The sequence below is a fragment of the Gracilibacillus sp. D59 genome (assembly GCF_052246695.1).
Classification (GTDB): Bacteria; Bacillota; Bacilli; order Bacillales; family Amphibacillaceae; genus Gracilibacillus.
Genome location: NZ_JBQQCK010000002.1, coordinates 508,754 through 531,542, shown reverse-complemented (window position 1 = coordinate 531,542; position 22,789 = coordinate 508,754). Strand labels below are relative to the sequence as shown.

Sequence of the window (22,789 nt, the reverse complement as noted above, 5' to 3'; positions counted from 1 at the left end):
AACCGTTCTTTAACAATTACAAAATTGATGATCTTTAAGAACCTAATTTATTTCACTTTGCGCTCCGGACGAGGAAATACATCTGTTCTTTTCGCCCATTCTTTCCATTCTAATTTTAATTCTTCTACCATATATGGATATTGATCAGCTAGATTTACCATTTCACTTCTATCATTCTCCAAATTATATAGTTCCCAGTCTCTTTCTTTAATCTTCGACAACTTCCACTTACCTCGACGAATGCCGCAATGTTGCTCGTGTTCAAAACAAAGGCTTCTTTCTTGAGGAGATTCATCTAATAATGCAGGCATTAGGCTTTCCCCCTCCATTGGGAGAATTTTGTGACCATTATACTCCTCTGGATAATCTGCCCCTGTAATATCTACAAACGTTGCCATAAAATCTATAAAATGCCCTGGTCTGTGATCAATTTCTCCTTTACGTTCTATTTCCCCTGGCCAATGGGCAATTAATGGCGTACAAATTCCCCCTTCATGGCCATAATGCTTATATAAACGAAGGGGAGTACTACAGGCATTCGCCCAACCAGAACCATAGCTATGGTAACTATCAGGACCACCCATTTTCTTTAAATCTTCTTTCCGATGCAATATATTTGTTGTTGTTATCCAATTATCAAATCCCCACGGATCCCATTCAGCGCATGCTCCATTGTCAGAGCAGAACAAAATCAAAGTGTTCTCTAATTCCTGCTTTTCTTCTAAGTCACTTATTACTCTTCCAATATTTTGATCCATTCTATCAACCATCGCAGCATAAATAGCCATTCTCTTCGCTAAATCCTTTTTCCGATCCGGATCAATTGATTCCCATGCAGGATTAACACCTTGGATGTCTCTATCGCGATTCCAATATTCTGCTCGAGGTGTTAACGGTGTATCTTGCGTTATAATCCCCAATCCTTTCATTCGCTCCAAACGTTCCTCACGGATTTTATCCCACCCTTTTTCATAAAATCTTTCATATTTTGCAATGTCTTCTTGTGGTGCTTGTAAAGGAAAATGCGGGGCATTATATGACAAATACAGAAAGTACGGATTATCATCACATCTAGATTCTTCGATAAAATCTAAAGCATGATCAGTGATGGCATCTGTCGCGTAAAACTGTCCTTCTTCATACGCCCGCTCAGGCCGATCTTCAGGCAAGCGCACATAATCTTTTTGATCCCAAAAGCTTGTGAAACCACCCAAAAGTCCATAAAAGTCATCGAAGCCTTTTTTAATCGGTCCTTGCCTACCAACATGCCATTTTCCAGACAAATAGGTATGGTACCCTTCTTCCTTTAATACCTCAGCAAGGGTGACACACTGATCTTTTAAAAACCCACGATATCCAGGTGTTTCCAGTTCCTCGTTCATTTCGCCAACGCCTGCTTGATGCGGATAAAGACCTGTTAACAGTGATGCTCGACTAGGACAACAACGCGCAGAATTATAAAATTGCGTAAATCGCAGACCGCTTGAAGCAAGCCGATCTATATTCGGTGTATCTATCTCGCTTCCAAAGCAACCTAAGTCTGAATACCCTAGATCATCTGCAAGTATTAAAATCATATTTGGCTTCTGTTCTTTCATCACAAACCCCTCCATTTTTTGATTACTTCATTCACTGTTTGGATTTGTCTAAGGAGGTCTTCAGCGTTTTTCCTGAAGCAATCCATTATCTTGTAGCATATTTCGTCGTTTGGTATTACTTTTCATTATTGGTGAAAATTTAATTACATAATTTATGTATTAATACGTAAAATGCATTTATTTTATACCAGAATACGTTTACAAAACGTAAAAGTCAATCGTGCAATTCATCCTTTTTGCATTTTATAGCAAATAAAACCCCTCCATTGACTGGAGGGGAATATTATTTAAATTTTATATTCATTTTTATATCTTGTTGGAAATCACCGAATTCTTTACCGAAGATGTTCATACCGCCTTTATGAACCGCATCCTCTTTTAAACCTATTTTAAACGTTAAATAATCATTTTTCAGTACATTTATATCATTTAATGTAACATTAGAAAGCTGAAAATCATCTATCATCGTATTTTCATTTGATATTTTCCAAACCTTTAACGTACCATATTGAGTACTTGTTGTTTCTGCCCAGTATTTTGGATTTAATTTACCTGGACGATCTCCATAATCTCCTGGGCTGGTCCATGTCCCTATATCAACGTCATTTACCCAAACAGTGATGTCAGATGGCCAATTGTGATCATGGTTAGGAGCTTCTGAACAAATTTCTAATGAGAACTGAATTTCTTTTATAGTGGCATCAGGATCAATAACAATCGGAAATTTATACTCTAGAAATCCTTTCCGCGTCCAAATAAGTTGTGCTTGTATTCGTTCAGGACTATAAAAATAAACCGGCTCATCTTCAGGTATTAATAATTTCTCCTGATTTGCCATGCCACATGTAGGCGCAACTTGAAAGTCAACATATTGTCCAATAGGCATCTCTAGTTCATAATTTTTCAAATCAGTGTTCGAAGATTTATGTGGACTATTCAAAAGAATATGAATGTCATCAAAATTTCTTGTGCACACCTTCATTGCACCTCTACTCGCAGGTCTCAGCTCTGTAAGAATTAGATTAGCTTCTTCTAAAACACGAACATGTGAGGCGGTAGTGGAAACAGGAATTTGCAATGCATCTGATAGTTGATGCACATTCATATTTCCTTTATTTAGCAAATTAATCATTTTCAAGCGTACCTTTGATGATAACGCATGGGTTACCTTGCTTAGTTTTTCAGGATCGTTAATGGATAGTTCAAACAACTTTCATCCCTCCAGTGAGCTTTTATATTAAAATTATGGTTGTTAGTTTAAATATAAACGAAAAATCAGTTTTTATCTAGTTTTTTAAATTAATTAATCAGATTTATCCAATTTTAATAAATTATATGGAGGAAATGAGCACGTCACGTGTTATTTCTGTATATTTAGCGTCTAGCAGTTACCTTAGATTCAATCCTTAAGCCTAACAGAAAAAAGCACTCCGCTAAGCATAAAATTAACGAAGTGCCTTTATAACCTCTAAGCCAATTTCCTGCAGGCTGTCTACATCCTGATCTGAAACGTTACTGTCCGTAATTATCCGTTCTACCTGTGCTAACGGTGCAACATGAGCAAACGCTTGAAAATCAAACTTATGATGATCAGCCAAAATATAGGTGGTATCAGCTATTGCGATCATTTTTTGCTTCACGCGGGCTTGTTGTTCATTTGATTCACTAATTCCTCTTTCAAAGTGAATTCCTTTACAGGACAGAAATGCTTTATTTACATGATATAAATCAAGTGAACGTTCCGCTAAAGGACCTACATAGGAAAGGGATCTTGCAAGCAAGGTACCACCAGTTGAAATCACCGTAATTTGATTCTTTTTACTTAATTCTAGCACGACATTTACAGAATTCGTCAAAACGGTAACAGGTATATTTGGCAAGTTCTTTGCAACATACCAGGCTGTTGTACTAGCATCTAATAAGATTTTATCCGTTTCAACAATATGTTTAACAACTTCCCGGGCAATTTCTTTTTTTTCGTCTACATACATTACTTCTCGTTCTTGGAAAGGTATTTCCGGTCCATCCTGAGAGGAAGCTATACTGACAGCGCCTCCATGACTTCTGGCTAATTTTTTTTCCTTTTCTAGTTTTTCTAAGTCTCGACGAATGGTTTCATCAGTCACTGAAAAAAGGTTCGCGAGCTCAGAAACTCTAATACTTTTCTTCTCATTAACGACTTCTACAATTCGCTGATGTCTCTCTGCAACTAACATTTGATTCTCCTACCTTCTCATTCTACAAAACTGTCTACTATTGACTATAGGGAAGTCTACTCTAAATTTCAACAGTTTAGTCAAGATGAAAGACTTCTTGATCTATTAAATACATTTTCGGGTCACCTTTTTCATCCATTGCTAGAATATCGCTCATAAATTCCTGCCATTTTCGGTTAGCTGGATTGCTTTCCAATTCTTTCATTGCACGATGATAATCATCCACTTCCATATATGCATAAAGTTTGGTGCCATCCATGAAAATACTATAGTTGCTAATGCCTACTTCTTTTAGTGCTGCCAATAATTCCGGGTGTACTGCCTGATGTCTTTTCTTATATTCTTCTTGCGACCCTTCCTTACATTCCATAATAAACATATAACGTGCCATCCAATTTCCTCCTCATCATTGTAAACGTATTCATTTTATTGTTTTGTTTTTACTTTTGTTTGTTTCCATTGTATCACAGAACAAAACAAATATGAACAAAAACACAAGCTTATGATCGCTTGTGCTGAAAGTAGTTCTCTAAATAGTAATAAACACCTTGATTGTCATTCGTAAACTCTGTGATTTCCTTTACTAATGATTTAATTTGATCCGTAGCATTGAACATACCCACAGGGTAACCTACATATTTCATCATCGGAATGTCGTTATTACTATCCCCGATTGCCATAGTGTCTGCTGGATTAATCTGATAATGTTTCAGCAACACTTCAATTCCAGTTGCTTTATTAACTCCTTCTACCATCACTTCCACGTTATGATGAGAAGATGAAGAGGTGGTAAAATCAGTTTCTTTTTTCATATTTTCCAGTTCTTCGATCCATGCTTGCATTTTGCCATGATCGTTAGAGAAGCAGAACATTTTCGCATACTTTTGGTTCGGTAACGTTTCTTTCCAACAAATTTCATGTTGAATCGCTGCTTGTCGTTCCAGCCATTCATTGATTCCTACTTCATCTGGCTTCTCACCACTGATCATGGACTCCATATAACTTCGATCCTCTGTTAGCGAGAGTCGCTCCCCATCATTAGGGTGAACTTCATAATAAATTTGATGTGCCCTTGCAGATTGTATCACTTTATCCACAAGATCTGTGGATAAAGTGTGTTCTAATACCTTTTCGCCTTCAACATATGTAATCATACCATTTGCTGTAACAAATCCATCTAATTCTAAATTATCTGGTGCCGAATCAAATATTTCGTTATAAGAACGGCCTGTTACGATAAACACTCGAATTCCTTTTTTTCTTATATCCTGAATGATATCGAGCGTATTTTCAGTTAATTGATTATGGTTATTCAGCAATGTGCCATCCATATCTAAGCAAATTGCTTTTGGTGAAAATGTCATTGTTGCAATCCCCCTTGTAAACTAGCCGTTACCTAGTATAGCATAAGAAATATAAGCTCACCATCGACTTATATCGATGAGTGAGCTTAGAATCATTTGTCATGCTTCCCTGTTTCTAGAGGATTGAGATTGGCTTCGATTTTATTTCGTTTATTTTCTAGAAAGGGAGGAAGAGCGATCGTTTCTCCTAGTTGTTCGATATTTTCGTCTGTGTCAAACCCTGGCCCATCCGTTGCTAGTTCAAATAAAATGCCATTAGGTTCTCGAAAGTATAGCGATTGAAAATAGTACCGATCGACAAGTCCTGAGTTAGGTAGTCTTTCTTTGGTAATTCTCTCACGCCATTTTTCAAGCTCTTGATAATCTGCTACTCGAAAAGCAACATGGTGGACACTACCTCTTCCAGGACGCTCTTTTTGCAATTCTGGGCGAACTTCGATATGCACCTCTGCACCTGTACCACCTTCGGCCATTTCAAAAACTTGCATATCGTTTTCTCCTGCTGGGTTAAGGTAAGAACCAGCATAACGAAAGCCAAGAACTTCTGTTAAAATCCTTTCTGTTGGTGCTAATTCCGGAACTGTTAGTCGAACTGGTCCTAAACCGGTTATACCGTATTGCGTTGGAACCGGGCTTTTCTCCCATGGAACCCCGGCTTCCACACCCTTGTTATTTTCATCCGATACTAAAACAAGACGTTGTCCTTCATGATCTTGAAAAGGCAATACTTTTCGGCCAAATTTTTCTCCAATTCCGTCATGGACAACATCATATTCATCAAAGCGCTTTTCCCAATAGATTAACGCCTCATCACTCGCAACACGTAAAGAGGTATAAGAAATACTGTTATTTCCAGAATATGTATGCCCTGCATTTGTTATTTCAAAAAAGGTTAAATCTGTTCCAGGTCGTCCGATTTCATCTGCATAAAATAAATGATACATACTCGGATCATCTTGATTCACAGATTTTTTAACTAACCGCATTCCTAAAATATTCGTATAAAATTGATAATTATCTTTAGCATTTGCTGTAATTGCTGATACGTGATGTATTCCTTTAAGTTCCATGAGTTGCCTCCTTGAAGATATTGTTCATTCTATTATAACCCCTTTGTTATCTTGATTTCAAAGTAATAACATCTTGACAAACGGAGGGTTTTTGTTACAATTTTTTATAATTACATAAGTGTTATCACTACTAGGGGTGCCTTTTTAGTATGGGCTGAGAAAAAAGCACGTTGAAGCTTTTTAACCCTGAGAACCTGATCTGGTTTGTACCAGCGGAGGGAAGTAGCTAAACTATTTGCATGGTATAGCCAGGTTCTTATTCGGAATCTGGCTTTTTATTTTTTAGGATAGTGATGCACTTTCTATTTTACAAAGGAGGAAGTTTGCATGAATCGTACTTTATTATTAACAACGATGGCCGTTTTTATTGCGATTGGTACATTAGGTTCACAATTTCTATGGTTCCCGACCGGTATAGCCAAAGCATATCCAGTGCAACACGCAGTTAATGTGATGGCAGCTGTTACTCTGGGGCCTGTTCCTGCTGTTATCATTGCTTTTACTATTGGACTTTTACGTAATTTATTAGGCATAGGAACATTGCTTGCATTTCCAGGTGGCATGATAGGGGCGTTACTTGCAGGTTATATGTATCGATGGACGAAAAAAACGACTTTGGCTGGAGTCGGGGAAATTATTGGCACCGGTGTGCTAGGTGCTTTACTATCCGTTCCTTTTGCCAAAATTGTTATGGGAACTTCTGTAGGTGCTTTAGCATTTTTACCAGGTTTTCTAGTTAGTAGTGTAACAGGAGCTATCATTGGGCTCTTGATTTTATCCAAAGTGAAACATACTTCTTTGATGCAACAACCAGTTTCCAGTAAATAAAGCCATCTGCGGGACTTTTTAAGGAATTAGCACCGTAATAAACACCAAATCATAGCATTCCTTCGCTAGATTTGGTGTTTATCTTGGTTTATGTGACAAATCTTTGCTTATTCTTGTTACTTTTGTCGTTTATCTCTGTTTATTCTACAAATCTTTGCTTGCTCTTGTTACTTTTGTCGTTTTATCTAGATTCAAGACTTTTCTATAAAAGCGACCATATAGGAGATGGTCGCTTTCGTTTTAATCCTTTGCAAAAAAGGCTTCTGCTTTTTCTAAATATACTTCTTGTTCTGGAGTAAGATCATACTCCTCTTCAATTGCATCTACTGGGCAAACTGATTTACATGCTCCACAATCGATACAAATATCTGGATCTATATAAAATTGATCTGGCCCTTCGACAATACAGTCTACTGGACACACTGTTGTGCATTCGCCAGATTTTTCTGTTTCACATGGTTCTGTTATTACAAATGCCATCTTGCATCCTCCTAGATGTTTAACAATCTATTATTTAAGATAAAGCATGTTCGACTAGAATTGCAAGTGTTTTAAAGAAATTTATAACATTGGAGAGGAAGAAATTGTGGCCTCTTCTTACTAAATAAAATTAAGAACCCGATTCATTTCGAAACGGGTTCTTGTTAATCTTAGCTATTGCTATTATCGTTTATTAAATGTGTCTGGATCTGGACCAACACGTTCATCTTTATTCATATCGTGAATTAACTTCATTTCCTCTTCGGATAATTCAAAGTCAAAAATATCTGCATTATCATGAATACGATGCTGTTTCACTGATTTAGGAATGGTCACAACCTCTTGTTGTAAATCCCAACGTAAAATAACTTGTGCTGTCGATTTACCATGATGTTTTGCAATATCGGTTAATGTTGGATCATCCAAAATTTTCCCTTGTTTCAGTGGAGACCATGCTTCTAGCTGAATATTATGATTTTTGCAGAACTCATGCAAACTTCGTTGTTGTAGATGAGGGTGATATTCAACTTGGTTTACCATTGGTACAACTTGTGAATTATTGATTAAATCTTCTAAGTGATGCTCTTTAAAATTACTTACACCAATTGCACGGATTTTCCCGTCGTTATATAACTTCTCCATTGCCTTCCATGACTCTTTATATTTGTTTAGTTCTGGAACAGGCCAATGAATTAAATACAAATCTAAATATTCTAGACCCAATTTATTCAAGCTTGTTTCTAATGCTTGGATCGTTTCCTCGTAGCCCTGATCTCCATTCCAAAGCTTAGAGGTAATGAATAATTCTTCACGAGGAATACCAGAATCTTTGATTGCTTTCCCTACACCTTCTTCATTACCATAAACGGCTGCTGTATCTATGCTTTTGTAGCCGTGTTCCAGTGCCCACTTAACGGAATTGTAAACTTCTTCTCCTTCTTCCACCAAGAATACACCTAGACCAAACCATGGCATTTTCACACCATTATGTAGCGTAGTAGTTGATTGCAAACTATTAACCATCTCAAATTCCTCCTTTGTTCATTGTCTATACTATCTTGCCACAATCCACCATAAATGAAAAATATTGTGCTCATAAAAAAGTGGCCACTAAGAAACGTAGCGACTTCAGAATCAACTGAGAATGATGACTTATCGTAGTTCGATTCGTGAAGTCGCCTAGTTTCTGAGCACTCGGAACAAGACAAGTCCGTCATATACTCTTACCTCGTGAAATATGCTTAGTGCTCCCGTTTCACCCTGTACCTTTGTCCCAGATTTGATGGACTTTGTAATGACGATATTGTTGTTTCGGTATAGTTTTAATAAAATGAGTTGGTTTACCGATTGTAAATAGTGCTAGTTGGTGCATCGCCCTTGTACATGCTGTATAGAATAAGTTTCGTTCCAATTCATCTTGGAAATTTTCATTGGATGCATCTGCTATGATAACCGCATCGAATTCAATTCCTTTGGCAAGATATGCCGGAATCACTACAATACCTTTTTCAAAAATGTGTGCTTCCTGTGTCATTAAGTCAATGTCGATACGATTTTTTAATCTCTTATATATGTCTTCACACTCTTGCATCGTTTTTCCGATTAATGCAATCGTTTCATGACCTTCTTCTTCGTATTCATTTATTTGATCCAATATTTTTTCAATCAAAATATTCTGTTGCTCCACTTCCATCACAATTGGGGTCTCCCCATCACGCTCGAATGGCTCAATTAAATCACCATTTGGCATAAATGATTTAGTGAATTCTACGATCGGAGCTGTCGAACGATAGCTTCGCGTTAACACGATTCTTTCATGCTTTTCCTGCCACTTCTCTGATAACAAAGTCTCTTCTCTTAAAGCATGGGCATAAATCGCTTGATTAATATCACCTAACAATGTCATACGGCTTACCGGAAACATCCGTTTCATCAATGCAAACTGAAAAGGTGTATAATCCTGCGCTTCATCAATAAACAAGTGTTGAATCGAACGTTGGGCATCAAATCCCAACAAACTCTTTTCAAAGTAAATATATGCTGGCGCATCTTCCCATGATAAATATCTCTTTTTTAAGTAACCAATTGTTAGATGACATATTTCCTGCCACTGATTTGGAAGTGTAGCTTTTTTATCCAAGACCCATCCTTTGCCTGTAAATAACTGGCGAAATGTTTTAAGTGGATCAACAAAAGCTAATTTCTTTACTTTCTTTCGTAATGGTCGAAGTCGCAAAGCAACTACTCGTTTACGTAACAGTTCCTCTTCACGGTCATAGTCATCAAATGTATCCTCAGAAAATTGGTTCTCTTCTTGCAATGTTTGGTGAACATCGACATAATCAGCCTTTTCTAATAGTTCACTTTCTTCTAATACCCAATCTTTTTCTCTCTCCACCTTCTCTAGCCTTTTCAGCTGATACAGTATCCAATTGGCCACCTTTTCTAAACGATCTGGAATAGCTAAAGAACTTTCTGTCTGATAAAAGTATTTTTCAACCATTTGTTTTGGAATAATGATTTGCCCTCTAAAAGTAATATTGCGAAAAACGAGACCTTTATAAGCAAGTTGCTCTAAAAAGTGATCGATTAATTCTTTATATTCTAAGCTAGCCTTGTAATGCATTGCTTCTACTCTTGCTTGGTAATTTTCTGCTTGCTTTTGTAAATAATACTCCATTTGTTCGAAAGGTGTTTCCAATTGAAAACTATCATCTAACTGTCGATGTAAATATTGATAAAATGTCATCTGCTGCATATTATCTTCACCAAGCTCTGGAAGAACCGTTGCCACATAACTGTTAAATAACGGATTAGGAGAAAAAAGGACGATTTGCTCGGACGTTAAAGTTTCGCGATATCGATACAATAAATAAGCTACACGCTGCAATGCTGCAGAAGTTTTACCACTACCAGCAACACCTTGAACAATCAGTACTCTTGCTTTTTCATTACGAATAATTTGATTCTGTTCTTTTTGAATGGTTGATACAATGCTCTTCATTTTCGTACTTGCCTGATTACCTAGTACAGACTGAAGTAAATGATCCCCGATTGTTAATCCTGTGTCGAACATTCCCTGTAATTCACCATTACGAATCATATATTGTCGTTTTAACGTTATTTCCCCGGAAATATTTTCTTGAACAGTGTCATAATTTGCCGGACCTGGTGGGTAATCATAGTACATGCTCGAAATAGGTGCTCTCCAGTCATACACTAGGAAATTTTCTTCCTCTTCATCCATCACAGAGGCCAAACCAATATAAATCGGCAGTTCAGTGGACTGTCCATCTTCTTTAAAGTCAATTCGACCAAAATAAGGTTTATCCTTTAGACGGTGCAGGATGTCTAAACGTTCACTTACTTGCCCATGGCTTCGTTCCCGTTCCGATAGAAACTCTGCTTGCTGTTTAATACTTGCTTCTGTTTCAATTTTATCGTCCATTTCTTCTATATTTACCGTGACGTCTTCCCAAAAATCACGTCTGATATCAATGACATCTTCTTTTAAACCTTTTATTTTTGATTGCAGTGATGTGATTTTCTTTCCTATTTCACCCACTACCTCAGTTACCCTTTGTTTTTCCTGTTGCCATTCTTGATCTTCTCGCTTGTCTGCCACTGATTCCACCTCCGTGACGTTGATTTTGTCATCTCTTTTATAACAGTGCTAATCGTCCGTAAGACCCCCACTTCAAGCTTTAAGCATTACAAAGAAGCTAAGCGGGGGAGTACGGACCGCTATTACCCTGATAAGAGTTTCGCTATCCATCAGTGGGGTACCCCGCTGATGGAAGTCTTACTATATTATATTCCAACTAAACTTGTATCAATCATGAACAGTTTGTGTTGTGACTAGATTAGCATAAAAACCCTTTTCTTTCATTAATGATGAATGGGTGCCTTTTTCAATAATTTTCCCTTCCTTTAGAACAAGTATCATATCAGCCTTTTCAATCGTATTCAAGCGATGTGCAATTACAAAACTAGTCTTCCCTTCCATTAATGTTTCTAATGCATCCGTTATTTTTAACTCTGTTATTGTATCGATACTGCTTGTCGCCTCATCCAATATTAAAATGGACGGGTTTGCTAACATTGCCCTTGCAATCACAATCAACTGCCGTTGTCCCTGGCTTATACCTTGTCCATTGCCTTCAAGCACCGTATCATATTGTTTGGGCAATTGTTCAATAAAAGCATGGGCATTCGCCAGTTTCGCTGCTTCTTCCACTTCCTGATCGGTAGCATGGAGTTTTCCGTAACGAATATTTTCTCTAACTGTCGTATCAAACAAATAAGCATCCTGTAATACAATACCTAAATGGCTTCGAATACTTTTGTTCGTTAGATTCTTCATCGATTGACCATCCAGCAAAATCTCTCCTTCTTGTTCTTCGAAAAATCGGGCTAACAAGGAAATAATCGTTGTTTTACCTGCTCCTGTAGGGCCTACTAATGCTACAGTTTGGCCTGGTTTTGCATGAAAAGAGATATCTTGTAAGACGTGCTCACCGCTATTATAGGAAAATGAAACATGACGAAAAGTCACATCTCCTTTTACATGGTGAATATCTTGTTTTTCTTGATTCGTTTCTTCTTCGTCTTGATCCATTACTTCAAACGCTCGTTCAGCACCTGCAACTGCGGATAGAATCGTATTAAACTGATTAGCTAAGTCATTCAACGGCCGAGTGAATTGGCGTGCATATGTCGTGAAAGTTACAATAATCCCAATCGTAATAGTGGTTGCATTAGTAGCTAGTGCAATCCAGCCACCAACACCAACGATAATCGCAAAACCGAAGTTGTTTAAGCCATTCATTAACTTTGGAATAAATCCGGAATATACTTGAGCCCAGTACCCTGCCTTTCTTAATTGTTCATTTTGCCTGCGGTACTGATCAATCACACGGTGTTCCTGGTGAAATAGTTTTACCATCGAATGACCTGATAACGTTTCTTCTAAAAAACCTGTCATTTCACCGAGTTCACGCTGTTGCTCCTTAAAATAATAACCTGTTCTTTTCGTAATCCATTTCATGCCAAAGTACATTAACGGCACGATAGTTACTGTCATTAGTGTTAAAAGTGGACTAAGCCAAACCATCACGACTAACGTTCCTACTAATGTCAATATACTTGTCGTCACCTGAATAACAGCTGTATTCAACGTTCTGCTAACATTTTCAATATCATTTGTCAGCCGACTCATTAAATTCCCACTTTGGGACTTTTGAAATTGCATCACTGGCAAACGTAATACATGTTCAAATAAGTCTTTTCTCATTGCAAAAACCGTTTTTTGCGAAACATCAATCATCCAATAATTTTGTAGTGCGAGCGTTACAGAGTGTAAAGCAAAAACAATTACTAACAATATCAATATCATTTCAAAAGAGAAAACACTTACTGCACCTGTCATCACATCTACTGCAACTCCTATAAAATATGGACCGAGCAAGGATAAAACAGCACTTAAAAACACCATAACTAAAACGAGCCAAAACATAGTCTTGTCCATTTTCATATAACTCCAAATACGTGTTAGGGTTGTACGAATATTTTTCACTTTTGGTTTTTTGATAGGCTGAGGGTTATGTCTTGATGAAGGCTGAACTTCTGCTTTTTTGTTACTCATCAAGCATCACCCCTTCCTTTTGCTGCGTATGCCACATTGTTTGATATAGAGCATTCGTTTGCAGTAATTGCTGATGTGTTCCTAATCCTGCTATACTCCCTTTTTCCAACAAAATGATTTGGTCAGCATCTTTTACTGAGCTTATTTTTTGTGAAACGATAAAAGTAGTACATTGCCTCTCCCTAATCGCTGCTAATACACTTGATTCTGTTGTAGCATCTAATGCACTGGTACTATCATCAAGTAATAATACATGTGGGTTGTCTGCCAATGCCCTGGCTATCGATAACCGCTGCTTTTGACCACCTGATAGATTTACACCCCTTTGACCAACTCGGGTTTGATAGTTGTCTGGCAACGTCATAATAAAATCATGTAGTTGCGCTTCTTTCGCTACCTTTTCTGCTTGTTTCTGTGTGAGATGCTCATTCCCCCATGTGATATTATCAACAATTGTACCAGAGAATAAAAAACCTTCTTGAGGGACCAATGTCACATCATGCCTTACCTTATTCCCTAATTGTTCCATTGGTTTACCGTCTACATAAATGGTACCTGCCGATGGATGATAAAGGTATGGAATAAGATGGAGTAATGTTGTTTTGCCTGACCCGGTTTCTCCTAAAATTCCTATCTTCTCCCCTGCCTTCGCATGAAAATTAATATCACTTAATACTTCCTGCCTTGTATTAGGATAAGTGAAAGCAACATGAGCAAATTGAATATCACCTTCAATCATTACTCTTTGCTGTTGTTTAACAACCTCATCATTTTTCTTCTGCTTTAGAATATCGTCAATTCGATTCGCGGAAGCTCGCCCTCTTGACAGGTTCATAAGTAAAAAGGAAAACACACCAAATGACGCAAGCATTCTTGTTGCATAGTTAATGACACCTACTACTTCACCAGCCTGGGCTGATCCTGTTTCAAGCTGAATAAAACCAAACCATAATAATCCAATCATTGCTATATTCATGATTAACATGACAATAGGCATGACTATTTCCATTACCCATAATGCTTGTCTATTTTTATCTTTAAGGCTTGTATTCACTTTTGAAAAACGATTATTTTCAAATGCCATACGATGAAAAGCTTTCACTAGTTTTATTGCCAGCAAATTTTCAAGAATAACGTTATTGATGTGATCAACCCGCTCCTGCACATGACGAAATAATCGCATTCCTTTAAGCATTAGCCAAAACATGACCACAAATAAAACAGGAATCGTAGCTAATAAAATAAAAGCCAAAGGTATGTTTAATGTAAATGACATCACAATCCCAAAGATGATAAACAATGGAGCCCGCAACATTATTCGCATAAACGCAAATAATAGGTTTTGAATTTGAATCACATCATTCGTCATTCTTGTCAATAAAGTAGATGTGGCAAATTGCTGGATTTTCATCGCAGAAAACATTTGAATATTACGAAACATATCATTCCGTATATCATAACCTACACCTTGGCTGACTTCTGCCGCAAAAAAAGAACTCGTTATACCTGCAACAAATGCTAATAAAGTGATCACCAAAAGAATGGCTCCATAAAAATAAATCGTTGACATATCCTCTGCGATAATTCCATCATCTATAATTTTTGCCATAATGATCGGCTGTACCAGTTCCACCATTAACTCTACAATCATTAGTAATAGTGCGATGATCATTGCTTTTCTGTATGTATCTGCATATTTTAAAATAAGTTTCATCGTTTTCCTCCGTTATCTCTCTATTATTACATTATAACGAATTTAAAGCGCTTACTCCATTCTTCTGGATTGATAAAGTGTAAATTTTGTAAATCTAGCGATAAAATTGTTAGGTTTTGGTAAATCATATAGATTTTTTACAGGTTTCGATAGATAATGACGTTGCAAGAAAACTATGGATTTTATTAATTTATTGTCAGCTTTTTTACTACACTAATAGATTATATTGTTGAATCCATAGATAATATTCTTGTAAAACTACAAGTTTTAAGGGGGATATACAGACATGAAGAAAATAGTTTTATTGTTAATCGCTTTGTTAACTTTCTTTGTTATCACAGCTTGTGGTACAAGTGATGATTCAAACGGAAGCAGCAATGAAGAGAGCGAAAACACAGAAGAGAATACTAATGAAGATACAAATGCAGAAGAGAATCAAGCAGAAGCTAGTGAAGACGGAGACGTTCCTGAAGAACTTATTATGGGATTCGTTCCATCTCAGGATTCTGACACTATTGCAGATACCGTTGCTCCTCTAGCTGACAAGCTTTCAGAAGAATTAGGAATTCCTGTCGAAGGAAAAGTTATGACGAACTACACGGCATTAGTAGAAGCAATGGGGACAAATGAAGTTCAAATCGGATTTATTCCTGCTTTTGCTTATGTATTAGCGAACGAAAAACATGGTGTGGAAGTTCTCTTAAAATCTGAACGCTATGGCAGCGGAACATATAAAGCACAATATATTGTCAGCGCTGACTCTGAGTACGAAAAATTAGCTGATCTAGAAGGTGCCGTTTGGGCATATGGGGATCCATCATCTACAAGTGGTTACTTATTCCCGGCAGCACAAATTATGGATGAATTTGGTGTAAAGGATCCACAAACAGAATTCTTCTCTGAAGCATATCAAACAGGTGGACACGATAACTCCGCGATAGAAGTGTATCTAGGAAATGCAGATGTAGCAACTACATTTGATGATGTTCGTACTGAATTAGAAGAAGAATATCCAGATATTATGGAAAAAACAAGAATTCTTGGCTATACTGACGAAATTCCAAACGATACAATTTCTGTAACGAAAGAATTAAGCGACGAATTAGTTCAAAATATAAAAGATTCTTTCTTATCATTTAATGAAGATAAAGAAATGATTCAAATTATGAATGATGTGTACAGCTGGGATGCAATCATAGAAGCAAAAGACAGCGAATATGACGTTGTACGCAGCACTTACGAAAAATTTGGTGACGATATAAATTTAGATGAATAAGAAAAGTTAAACAGGAGAGAGCATGCTCTCTCCTGTTTCCATATGAATTGAAAGGGGCTAGACCATGATTGAGTTCAAAGATGTCTCACTTGTATATCCAAATGGGACAGAAGGATTAAAAAACATAGATCTAAAAATTAACGAGGGAGAATTTGTCGTTATCGTCGGTCTTTCCGGGGCAGGTAAGTCTACTTTTATCCGCAGTATTAACCGACTCGTAACCCCTACGAGCGGCTCTTTATTAGTAGAAGATGAAGATATATTAAAAGCTAATGGCAAAGACTTACGAAAGCTCCGTACTAAAATCGGAATGATTTTCCAAAGCTACAACCTAGTAAAGCGGTCTACTGTTATCAAAAATGTGATATCAGGCCGACTAGGTTATACAGGCACTTTAAAAAGTATTTTGAACATTTTTTCTAAAGAAGATAAATTATTAGCTTATGAAAATTTGAAACGTGTAAACATTGAGGAAAAGTTATACAACCGTGCAGATGAACTAAGTGGTGGACAACAACAACGTGTTAGTATTGCTCGTGTGCTGACACAAAAACCGAATTTGATTTTAGCGGACGAGCCGGTAGCAAGTCTTGACCCCCCTACATCACATCAGGTAATGAAGTATTTAAAACAGATTAACCGTGAAGATAAAATCACAACGATTGTTAACCTTCACTTTATTGATATGGCAATGGAATATGCCGATCGAATTATCGGTATGCGTGCTGGTGAAGTGGTTTTTGATGGACCAGCAAGTGATGTGACTGAACAAACCTTTGAAGAAATCTATGGTCGCTCAATACGTGATGAAGACCGTCGAGGAGGGGTGAAGGATGAGTAAAGAATCTTCCTTCGTTCCAAAAGGTTTATATCCTTTTAAGACCAAATTGATTATTACTATCTCTTTCATTATTGTCCTCGGCTTTTATTTACTTAGCTCGATTAAAACCGAATCATTTATTCTTCACTTTTTTGTGAAGTTGCCAAATGTCTTCGGGTTAGTTGGAGACTTTTTTCCGCCTGATTGGGGCTATGTCAATCAAATATGGCCGAAACTGTTTGAAACGATACATATAGCTATTATTGCAACCACAATAGCAGTTATTATCAGTATTCCTTTTTCATTATTAACTGCAAGTAATGTGATAACCAATACGTGGGTTTACCAAGCAATGCGTTTTATCTTAAATATCATCCGTACAATTCCCGATATTATTTTAGCGGTAGTATTTGTAAGTTTATTTGGTATTGGTGCTTTTTCTGGGATTATTGCATTGATTATTTTTGCAATCGGGATTTTAGTGAAACTGATGAGTGAAGTAATTGAGACAATTGACATGAATCCAACAGAGGCAATTCGTGCATCGGGCGGGAACGGGATCCAGACAATTAGTTTTGCAATTGTGCCTCAAGTACTACCACAATTCATTTCATTCAGTTTGTATGTATTTGAAATAAACATTCGTGCCTCATTGGTATTGGGATTAGTTGGCGCCGGTGGTATCGGGCAATTACTAAACACACAAATCAACTTCATGAACTACGCTGCTGTTAGCACGATTATTATTATTGTATTTGCCGTTGTGGTTGTGATTGATATCATTAGCGGGAAGTTAAGGGAGGGACTTGTATAATGTCAGAACAATTGACCCTTCCAGAAAAACCAACAAGTAAACTTACATTATATAAACGAATATTCATTTTTACCATTATTGCATTGATTTATATTTGGACATTTACAAGCATTGAAATACGTTGGGATAAAATTTTCGATCAACGTACATTAGATAACATTGATCGGATTATACCGAAGTTCTTCCATCCAGCTGTTGAAGAAACAGGCAATATAATGGAGATGATGTTCGAGACGTTATTTATCGCCTATACCGGTTCATTGGCAGCAGCTATCCTTGCCGTGCCACTAGCGTTCTTGTGTGCTTCCAACATGGTTCACAACAAATTTCTTAATAATGTCGGCATGTGGATCTTAGGTGCAGTACGAGCTTTTCCCGAGATTGTTCTTGCGATTATATTTGTGGCAGCTGTTGGACCGAATCCTTTTGCCGGTGTATTGGCAATTGCAATTGGTTCGACAGGAATGCTAGGGAAATTATATTCTGAGGTTATTGAATCGATTGATATGCATGTTATTGAAGCTTTAGAAGCCAGTGGCGCTAATAAATTTCAAATTCTATTTTATGGGATCTTTCCACAAGTTTTACCTGAATTTCTATCCTATGCGATTTATCGATTCGAGATTGATGTTCGTGCTTCTTCCGTACTGGGAATCGTTGGGGCAGGTGGGATTGGTACATTGATTACCTTTGCTTATATGAATCGAAATTGGGAAGAAGTTGGGATGATTTTGTTAGTAATTATTATTACCGTTACCATCATTGACCAGATATCAGGTTTTATCCGTAAGCGATTAGTTTAAGACGTTTCAAAAAGGATCTAAATCATACGTAGAAAGCCGTCATAGCACTTAACTATGACGGCTTTGTTTTATTTATTTAAATAAACCTCTGATCGAGTCGAGAATGTTTTGGAAGAAGGTTTTGACTTCTTGCCAGAACCCTTCAGAGTCTGCAGTTATGTCATCTAGTGTGCCTCTTATATCACTGACGATCGTTTCCAATTGGTCGGTAACTTGACCAAAGTCAATGTTGAGGTTACGCATTTTATCAAAAAGGTTAGTGAGCATTTCCCGGTCTTCTGGGCTTAATTCAATATTCAATTGTTCTAATTGCTCACTTACAATACGTTCAACATCTTCTTTTGTTGCCGGATTTTGTTCTGAGATAGCTCGTTTTATTTCACTTAAGAGTTCACTTACTTTTTCTTGGTCAATGCCAGCCTCTTTTGCCAAATCTGTTGCTACATCTAATTCTTCATTTGCTACTTCCATTCGATCCTTGTCTAACGATTCTCCATCAACATTAAAAGCTTTGTAAATTCCTGTAAGAGCAGAATGTCCACTTACCTTTTTCGGTGATGCTACTTCAATAAGTGCATTTTCTACACCAGCTGTTAACAAGGCATTAGCGTACATTTGATTGGTAACTTCAGTTATGTTTTCCGGATTGACAACATTGACAACGACTCCATACCCTTCATCTTTACGTGTGATTTTTGCTGAAGAGTACATATTGGAACTTGGATCTCCCCCAATAAAATTAACAAGATCTTCAGCCGTGACAACGTATTCTTCTACTTGTTCAGGGTCTGTTGCGTTTAATAAACTTCTTACTTTATCTTTATCTGAATCTGATAGTGCCTCACCGAGCACTACTTTCGGTTTACCATTCTTCTCATCAATGACATCTTGATTACCTGTACTTGCCAGGGCAAAAGGTGCGACAGCTAGTCCAATTAAGGTCACTACAATAAGCATCCATGTTATTTTTTTCATAGATTAACTCCTTTTCACCATAATACTTACTCTGATCACGATTCTAACACCTTGATAAGTTTCGCTATCAATTAGTAGGTAAAAACCAACTAATTGAAGGCTCACTTTATATTATGATAGATTTTCGTAATTATGGGAAGAAATTTCAACTATTTTATATACTTTTTCCTAAACTGAAAGCGGTTAAACCTATAAGAAAAACCGGGAGAGCCCGCCCGGTCCTTTTAGAAGAGATAGATTAGTTGTTGACACATATGGGGACAATACGCAATAAATGTATAACAATGAATCAAAGTAGTCATTTTGAAAGAAATAATAGGCTTTACAACCGCTCCGGCTTGCCCACCTCGCTTTCCAGGGGGCGCGTCTTCAGCTAACTTTGCAAAGAAGAACACTTTGCAAAGTGGATCTTCAGATCGCGCTGATCCCCCAGGAGTCGAAGTGGACGCCTGCGCTACATAAAATACCTACATTGGATCCCGAGTGGTAGCAGTTCTACTCTTATTTGTTGCTATATATGGCACCATCCGTTTGGAACGTTCAAAAATGATAACGGTCATTACCATTGTAGAGCAAACCATACAGCGGAGGCCGCCCGCTTCCACTCCTACGGGACGGTTTTCTTCGAAGCTAACTTTTTCAAGCGATCTTTGCTTGGAAAAGTTAGCTTCGGAGAAAACCCCGTGGAAAGGGAAGTGGGCAGCCGAAGCGATTTCCTTGCACACTATAACTTTCATAATAAACAACATGACTAGCCTTAAAACCAAAAAACTTCCAGCCTATTAATTTGACCGGAAGTTTCTTTGTTTATTTTTTTGCAATGACATCCATTTCCACGCCAACACCTTTAGGTAACTTGCTTACCTCTACTGTAGCCCTTGCCGGATATGGTTCTTGTAAAAATTGTGCATATGCCTCATTAATTGTAGCGAAATCATCCATATTCGTAATATAAATGGTGAATTTCACCACATTGGCAAAGGTCAAGCCTGCCTCTGTTAAAATTGCATCTAAGTTATTCATCACTCGTTCTGTCTGCGTGGCAATACCCCCCTCTACAACTTCCATTGTTTCCGGATTTAGTGGTATCTGCCCGGAAACAAAGACTAAATCGCCTGCATCAATAGCTTGTGAATATGGTCCAATTGCTTGTGGTGCTTTATCTGTATGTATTGCTTTAACCATTTTTACTGCATCCTTTCCATATTTGTATTTACAGAAAATTTTAACATATAATTGTTTTCTAGTAGAATATTTATAACACACTTTTTAAAAAAGGATGATGATAATGGAAAAGACGTTTTCTCTAAAAACTAATCACCATGATCAGATGATTGATATTACGTCAGAGGTGGCACAATTTCTTCGAGACCAAAATGTGTCAGATGGTATCGTGATAGTTTCATCACTGCATACTACCGCGGGAATCACAGTGAACGAAAATGCTGACCCAGATGTAAAAACAGACTTTTTGCGCAGATTACGTGAAGTATATCCATGGGAACACCCAGAAGATTTACATATGGAAGGAAATACAGCTGCTCATTTAAAAGTGAGTACTGTTGGTCATAATCAAACAATGGCCATTGCCAATGGACGTCTCGTTTTAGGTACATGGCAAGGTATTTATTTCTGTGAATTTGATGGACCACGTCATCGAAAATTCCATGTAAAAGTAATCGAAGGATAGGCTGCTCGATATAGAGCAGCCTATCCTCGTATGATTAGCACTTGCTCAGTCTAGATGTTTTTTTACATATCTGCTATTCTTAGTGGAATCCTATGTGAAAGGGAGGGGTAAAGATGTCGTTAAACATGACAGAAAATGAAATCTCATTAGCAATCATTCAAGCATTAAAAGACAGAAAAAAAGAAGTATTTCAAGAATTTATCGACGAACTCCAGCCATATGATATGGCACAACAATATCATAGCCTTCCGGTAAAACATCGAAATAAGTTTCTTCTCTATTTGTCCATCGAACAATTGACTGACCTTTTACAGGACCTAGATAAAGAAGAGCAGTTAGAAGTTATCTATAAATTGGGAATTGAGAAATCCTCCAAAGTATTAGATCTAATGCAAAATGATGATTTAGCCTCTTTACTTACCGATTTAGAACCGGAAAAAATAGAAGAGTTATTAGCGGAAATGCACGAAGAAGAATCTAAAATTGTAAAAGGCCTCATGAATTATCCGCTTGAAACAGCAGGTAGAATCATGAACAATCGCTATGTTTGGATTCCTCAGCATTACACTATCCGTGAAGCTGTTGATAAATTAAAACATTTTGCGGACCTTGCTGAATATCTTAACTACTTATATGTGATCGATAAAGATAAAAAACTAGTCGGTGTTGTATCGTATAAAGACCTACTTCTAGCCGATTTACACGATAAAATAGAAGAGGTAATGTATCGAAGAGTAGTAAAGGCAGATGTACATACAGATCAGGAGGAAGTTGCCAAGTTGATTAGTCGCTATGATTTTGTATCCTTACCTATCGTTGAAAAAGATAATACATTAGTAGGAGTGATCACGGTTGATGATGTCATCGATATTGTGATGCAGGAAGCAAATGAAGATATTGAAAAATTATCTGCATCCGGTAAAGCGATTGGCTTCAACACGAAACCTTTTGTCGCTGCTTACAAGAGACTTCCTTGGTTAATTCTTTTACTTTTCATCGGACTTATATCAGGAAGTATTATTAGTAGCTTTGAAGAAACTTTAGAAACCGTTGTCGCCTTAACTTTCTTTATGCCACTTATTGCTGGCATGACAGGTAATACCGGTACACAATCATTAGCAGTGGTAGTTCGTGGTCTAGTTTCAGAGGATTTGAACTTCAAACAAGTACTTAAATTAATTCTCCGGGAATTATGGGTTGGGATAATTATTGGGGTAACCTGTGGACTTATGATTGCAGTCATTGCTTATTTTTGGAGAGGGAATATGACTCTCGGATTAGTTGTTGGCAGCTCATTACTGATGACCCTAATTATCGGAACATTAGCTGGTACTATCATCCCCTTAATCTTGTACAAACTAAAAATTGATCCTGCTGTTGCTTCTGGTCCGCTCATTACCACGATTAACGATATTTTTTCTTTATTAATTTATTTTGGTATCGCGAGTGCGTTTATTACAAGATTAATGTGATGCTTGGATATTAACGATTATCCAA

Annotated in this window: 20 protein-coding genes and 1 riboswitch; of the genes, 7 read left to right on the top strand and 13 right to left on the bottom strand. The window is 37.2% G+C overall.

Features of this window, described 5'->3' with window-relative positions; genetic code table 11:
• Positions 1 to 47 precede the first annotated feature (47 nt).
• The 6 genes from ACTWP4_RS05700 to ACTWP4_RS05675 form a co-directional block, all read right to left on the bottom strand.
• Entirely contained in the window at positions 48 to 1,598 is a 1,551-nt protein-coding gene (locus ACTWP4_RS05700; protein ID WP_443127792.1) for an arylsulfatase, read from the bottom strand.
• Positions 1,599 to 1,881: 283 nt separating this feature from the next.
• Complete coding sequence (locus tag ACTWP4_RS05695) at positions 1,882 to 2,808, bottom strand: ArsR/SmtB family transcription factor (RefSeq protein ID WP_443127791.1); 927 nt, start codon at positions 2,806 to 2,808, stop codon at positions 1,882 to 1,884.
• A 235-nt stretch (positions 2,809 to 3,043) separates the two neighbouring features.
• The gene (locus ACTWP4_RS05690) at positions 3,044 to 3,814 is read right to left on the bottom strand and encodes a DeoR/GlpR family DNA-binding transcription regulator (RefSeq protein WP_443127790.1); all 771 of its coding nucleotides are present in this window, start codon (positions 3,812 to 3,814) and stop codon (positions 3,044 to 3,046) included.
• A 76-nt stretch (positions 3,815 to 3,890) separates the two neighbouring features.
• Positions 3,891 to 4,205, bottom strand: coding sequence for an L-rhamnose mutarotase (locus ACTWP4_RS05685; RefSeq protein WP_443127789.1), 315 nt, complete (start codon positions 4,203 to 4,205; stop codon positions 3,891 to 3,893).
• 109 nt (positions 4,206 to 4,314) lie between these two features.
• Entirely contained in the window at positions 4,315 to 5,178 is an 864-nt protein-coding gene (locus tag ACTWP4_RS05680; protein ID WP_443127788.1) for an HAD family hydrolase, read from the bottom strand.
• A gap of 92 nt (positions 5,179 to 5,270) precedes the next feature.
• Entirely contained in the window at positions 5,271 to 6,248 is a 978-nt protein-coding gene (locus ACTWP4_RS05675; protein ID WP_443127787.1) for a ring-cleaving dioxygenase, read from the bottom strand.
• A gap of 122 nt (positions 6,249 to 6,370) precedes the next feature.
• Positions 6,371 to 6,486: riboswitch (TPP riboswitch) on the top strand.
• An 89-nt stretch (positions 6,487 to 6,575) separates the two neighbouring features.
• On the opposite strand from ACTWP4_RS05675, the gene thiW reads away from it, so the two are divergent.
• Complete coding sequence (gene thiW, locus ACTWP4_RS05670; RefSeq protein ID WP_443127786.1) at positions 6,576 to 7,076, top strand: energy coupling factor transporter S component ThiW; 501 nt, start codon at positions 6,576 to 6,578, stop codon at positions 7,074 to 7,076.
• Between the two features lie 240 nt (positions 7,077 to 7,316).
• Here the strand turns inward: thiW and ACTWP4_RS05665 are convergent, their stop codons facing one another.
• The 5 genes from ACTWP4_RS05665 to ACTWP4_RS05645 all read right to left on the bottom strand — a co-directional run bounded on the left by ACTWP4_RS05665 (position 7,317) and on the right by ACTWP4_RS05645 (position 14,914).
• A complete protein-coding gene (locus tag ACTWP4_RS05665) occupies positions 7,317 to 7,556 on the bottom strand; it encodes an indolepyruvate ferredoxin oxidoreductase subunit alpha (RefSeq protein ID WP_443127785.1) in 240 nt (79 codons plus the stop codon).
• 183 nt (positions 7,557 to 7,739) lie between these two features.
• Positions 7,740 to 8,579, bottom strand: coding sequence for an aldo/keto reductase (locus ACTWP4_RS05660; protein ID WP_443127784.1), 840 nt, complete (start codon positions 8,577 to 8,579; stop codon positions 7,740 to 7,742).
• A gap of 232 nt (positions 8,580 to 8,811) precedes the next feature.
• Positions 8,812 to 11,181 carry an RNA polymerase recycling motor HelD gene (helD, locus tag ACTWP4_RS05655; protein WP_443127783.1) on the bottom strand — a complete coding sequence of 790 codons (2,370 nt, stop codon included), beginning with the start codon at positions 11,179 to 11,181 and terminating at the stop codon, positions 8,812 to 8,814.
• 207 nt (positions 11,182 to 11,388) lie between these two features.
• Positions 11,389 to 13,200 (bottom strand): ABC transporter ATP-binding protein, encoded by a 1,812-nt coding sequence (locus ACTWP4_RS05650; protein WP_443127782.1) that lies wholly within the window; start codon positions 13,198 to 13,200, stop codon positions 11,389 to 11,391.
• Positions 13,193 to 14,914 carry an ABC transporter ATP-binding protein gene (locus ACTWP4_RS05645; protein ID WP_443127781.1) on the bottom strand — a complete coding sequence of 574 codons (1,722 nt, stop codon included), beginning with the start codon at positions 14,912 to 14,914 and terminating at the stop codon, positions 13,193 to 13,195. Before ACTWP4_RS05645 ends, ACTWP4_RS05650 begins: the two co-directional genes overlap by 8 nt.
• A 286-nt stretch (positions 14,915 to 15,200) precedes the next feature.
• On the opposite strand from ACTWP4_RS05645, the gene phnD reads away from it, so the two are divergent.
• The 4 genes from phnD (at position 15,201) to phnE (ACTWP4_RS05625) (ending at position 18,627) form a co-directional block, all read left to right on the top strand.
• Positions 15,201 to 16,190, top strand: a complete 990-nt coding sequence (gene phnD, locus ACTWP4_RS05640; protein ID WP_443127780.1) for a phosphate/phosphite/phosphonate ABC transporter substrate-binding protein — start codon at positions 15,201 to 15,203, stop codon at positions 16,188 to 16,190.
• A 64-nt stretch (positions 16,191 to 16,254) separates the two neighbouring features.
• Positions 16,255 to 17,031: a phosphonate ABC transporter ATP-binding protein gene (gene phnC / locus ACTWP4_RS05635; protein WP_443127779.1), complete on the top strand. Its 777-nt coding sequence runs from the start codon at positions 16,255 to 16,257 to the stop codon at positions 17,029 to 17,031.
• Positions 17,024 to 17,824, top strand: coding sequence for a phosphonate ABC transporter, permease protein PhnE (gene phnE / locus ACTWP4_RS05630; protein WP_443127778.1), 801 nt, complete (start codon positions 17,024 to 17,026; stop codon positions 17,822 to 17,824). Before phnC ends, phnE (ACTWP4_RS05630) begins: the two co-directional genes overlap by 8 nt.
• Complete coding sequence (phnE, locus tag ACTWP4_RS05625) at positions 17,824 to 18,627, top strand: phosphonate ABC transporter, permease protein PhnE (protein ID WP_443127777.1); 804 nt, start codon at positions 17,824 to 17,826, stop codon at positions 18,625 to 18,627. Before phnE (ACTWP4_RS05630) ends, phnE (ACTWP4_RS05625) begins: the two co-directional genes overlap by 1 nt.
• 72 nt (positions 18,628 to 18,699) lie before the next feature.
• On the opposite strand, the gene ACTWP4_RS05620 is transcribed toward phnE (ACTWP4_RS05625), so the two are convergent.
• Positions 18,700 to 19,602, bottom strand: coding sequence for a DUF1002 domain-containing protein (locus ACTWP4_RS05620; RefSeq protein ID WP_443127776.1), 903 nt, complete (start codon positions 19,600 to 19,602; stop codon positions 18,700 to 18,702).
• 807 nt (positions 19,603 to 20,409) lie between these two features.
• Positions 20,410 to 20,787: a RidA family protein gene (locus ACTWP4_RS05615; RefSeq protein ID WP_443127775.1), complete on the bottom strand. Its 378-nt coding sequence runs from the start codon at positions 20,785 to 20,787 to the stop codon at positions 20,410 to 20,412.
• Positions 20,788 to 20,890: 103 nt separating this feature from the next.
• Here ACTWP4_RS05615 and ACTWP4_RS05610 point away from each other — a divergent pair, with 103 nt between their 5' ends.
• Positions 20,891 to 21,292, top strand: coding sequence for a secondary thiamine-phosphate synthase enzyme YjbQ (locus tag ACTWP4_RS05610; protein WP_443127774.1), 402 nt, complete (start codon positions 20,891 to 20,893; stop codon positions 21,290 to 21,292).
• Between the two features lie 113 nt (positions 21,293 to 21,405).
• The gene (gene mgtE, locus ACTWP4_RS05605; protein ID WP_443127773.1) at positions 21,406 to 22,764 is read left to right on the top strand and encodes a magnesium transporter; all 1,359 of its coding nucleotides are present in this window, start codon (positions 21,406 to 21,408) and stop codon (positions 22,762 to 22,764) included.
• Positions 22,765 to 22,789 lie beyond the last annotated feature (25 nt).

Coding starts and splice junctions, on each gene's coding strand:
- ACTWP4_RS05700 (WP_443127792.1), bottom strand. CDS start 1,598: ATGAAAGAACAGAAGCCAAATATGATTTTAATACTTGCAGATGATCTA.
- ACTWP4_RS05690 (WP_443127790.1), bottom strand. CDS start 3,814: ATGTTAGTTGCAGAGAGACATCAGCGAATTGTAGAAGTCGTTAATGAG.
- ACTWP4_RS05685 (WP_443127789.1), bottom strand. CDS start 4,205: ATGGCACGTTATATGTTTATTATGGAATGTAAGGAAGGGTCGCAAGAA.
- ACTWP4_RS05680 (WP_443127788.1), bottom strand. CDS start 5,178: ATGACATTTTCACCAAAAGCAATTTGCTTAGATATGGATGGCACATTG.
- ACTWP4_RS05675 (WP_443127787.1), bottom strand. CDS start 6,248: ATGGAACTTAAAGGAATACATCACGTATCAGCAATTACAGCAAATGCT.
- thiW (WP_443127786.1), top strand. CDS start 6,576: ATGAATCGTACTTTATTATTAACAACGATGGCCGTTTTTATTGCGATT.
- ACTWP4_RS05665 (WP_443127785.1), bottom strand. CDS start 7,556: ATGGCATTTGTAATAACAGAACCATGTGAAACAGAAAAATCTGGCGAA.
- ACTWP4_RS05660 (WP_443127784.1), bottom strand. CDS start 8,579: ATGGTTAATAGTTTGCAATCAACTACTACGCTACATAATGGTGTGAAA.
- ACTWP4_RS05650 (WP_443127782.1), bottom strand. CDS start 13,200: ATGAGTAACAAAAAAGCAGAAGTTCAGCCTTCATCAAGACATAACCCT.
- ACTWP4_RS05645 (WP_443127781.1), bottom strand. CDS start 14,914: ATGAAACTTATTTTAAAATATGCAGATACATACAGAAAAGCAATGATC.
- phnD (WP_443127780.1), top strand. CDS start 15,201: ATGAAGAAAATAGTTTTATTGTTAATCGCTTTGTTAACTTTCTTTGTT.
- phnC (WP_443127779.1), top strand. CDS start 16,255: ATGATTGAGTTCAAAGATGTCTCACTTGTATATCCAAATGGGACAGAA.
- phnE (WP_443127778.1), top strand. CDS start 17,024: ATGAGTAAAGAATCTTCCTTCGTTCCAAAAGGTTTATATCCTTTTAAG.
- phnE (WP_443127777.1), top strand. CDS start 17,824: ATGTCAGAACAATTGACCCTTCCAGAAAAACCAACAAGTAAACTTACA.
- ACTWP4_RS05620 (WP_443127776.1), bottom strand. CDS start 19,602: ATGAAAAAAATAACATGGATGCTTATTGTAGTGACCTTAATTGGACTA.
- ACTWP4_RS05615 (WP_443127775.1), bottom strand. CDS start 20,787: ATGGTTAAAGCAATACATACAGATAAAGCACCACAAGCAATTGGACCA.
- ACTWP4_RS05610 (WP_443127774.1), top strand. CDS start 20,891: ATGGAAAAGACGTTTTCTCTAAAAACTAATCACCATGATCAGATGATT.
- mgtE (WP_443127773.1), top strand. CDS start 21,406: ATGTCGTTAAACATGACAGAAAATGAAATCTCATTAGCAATCATTCAA.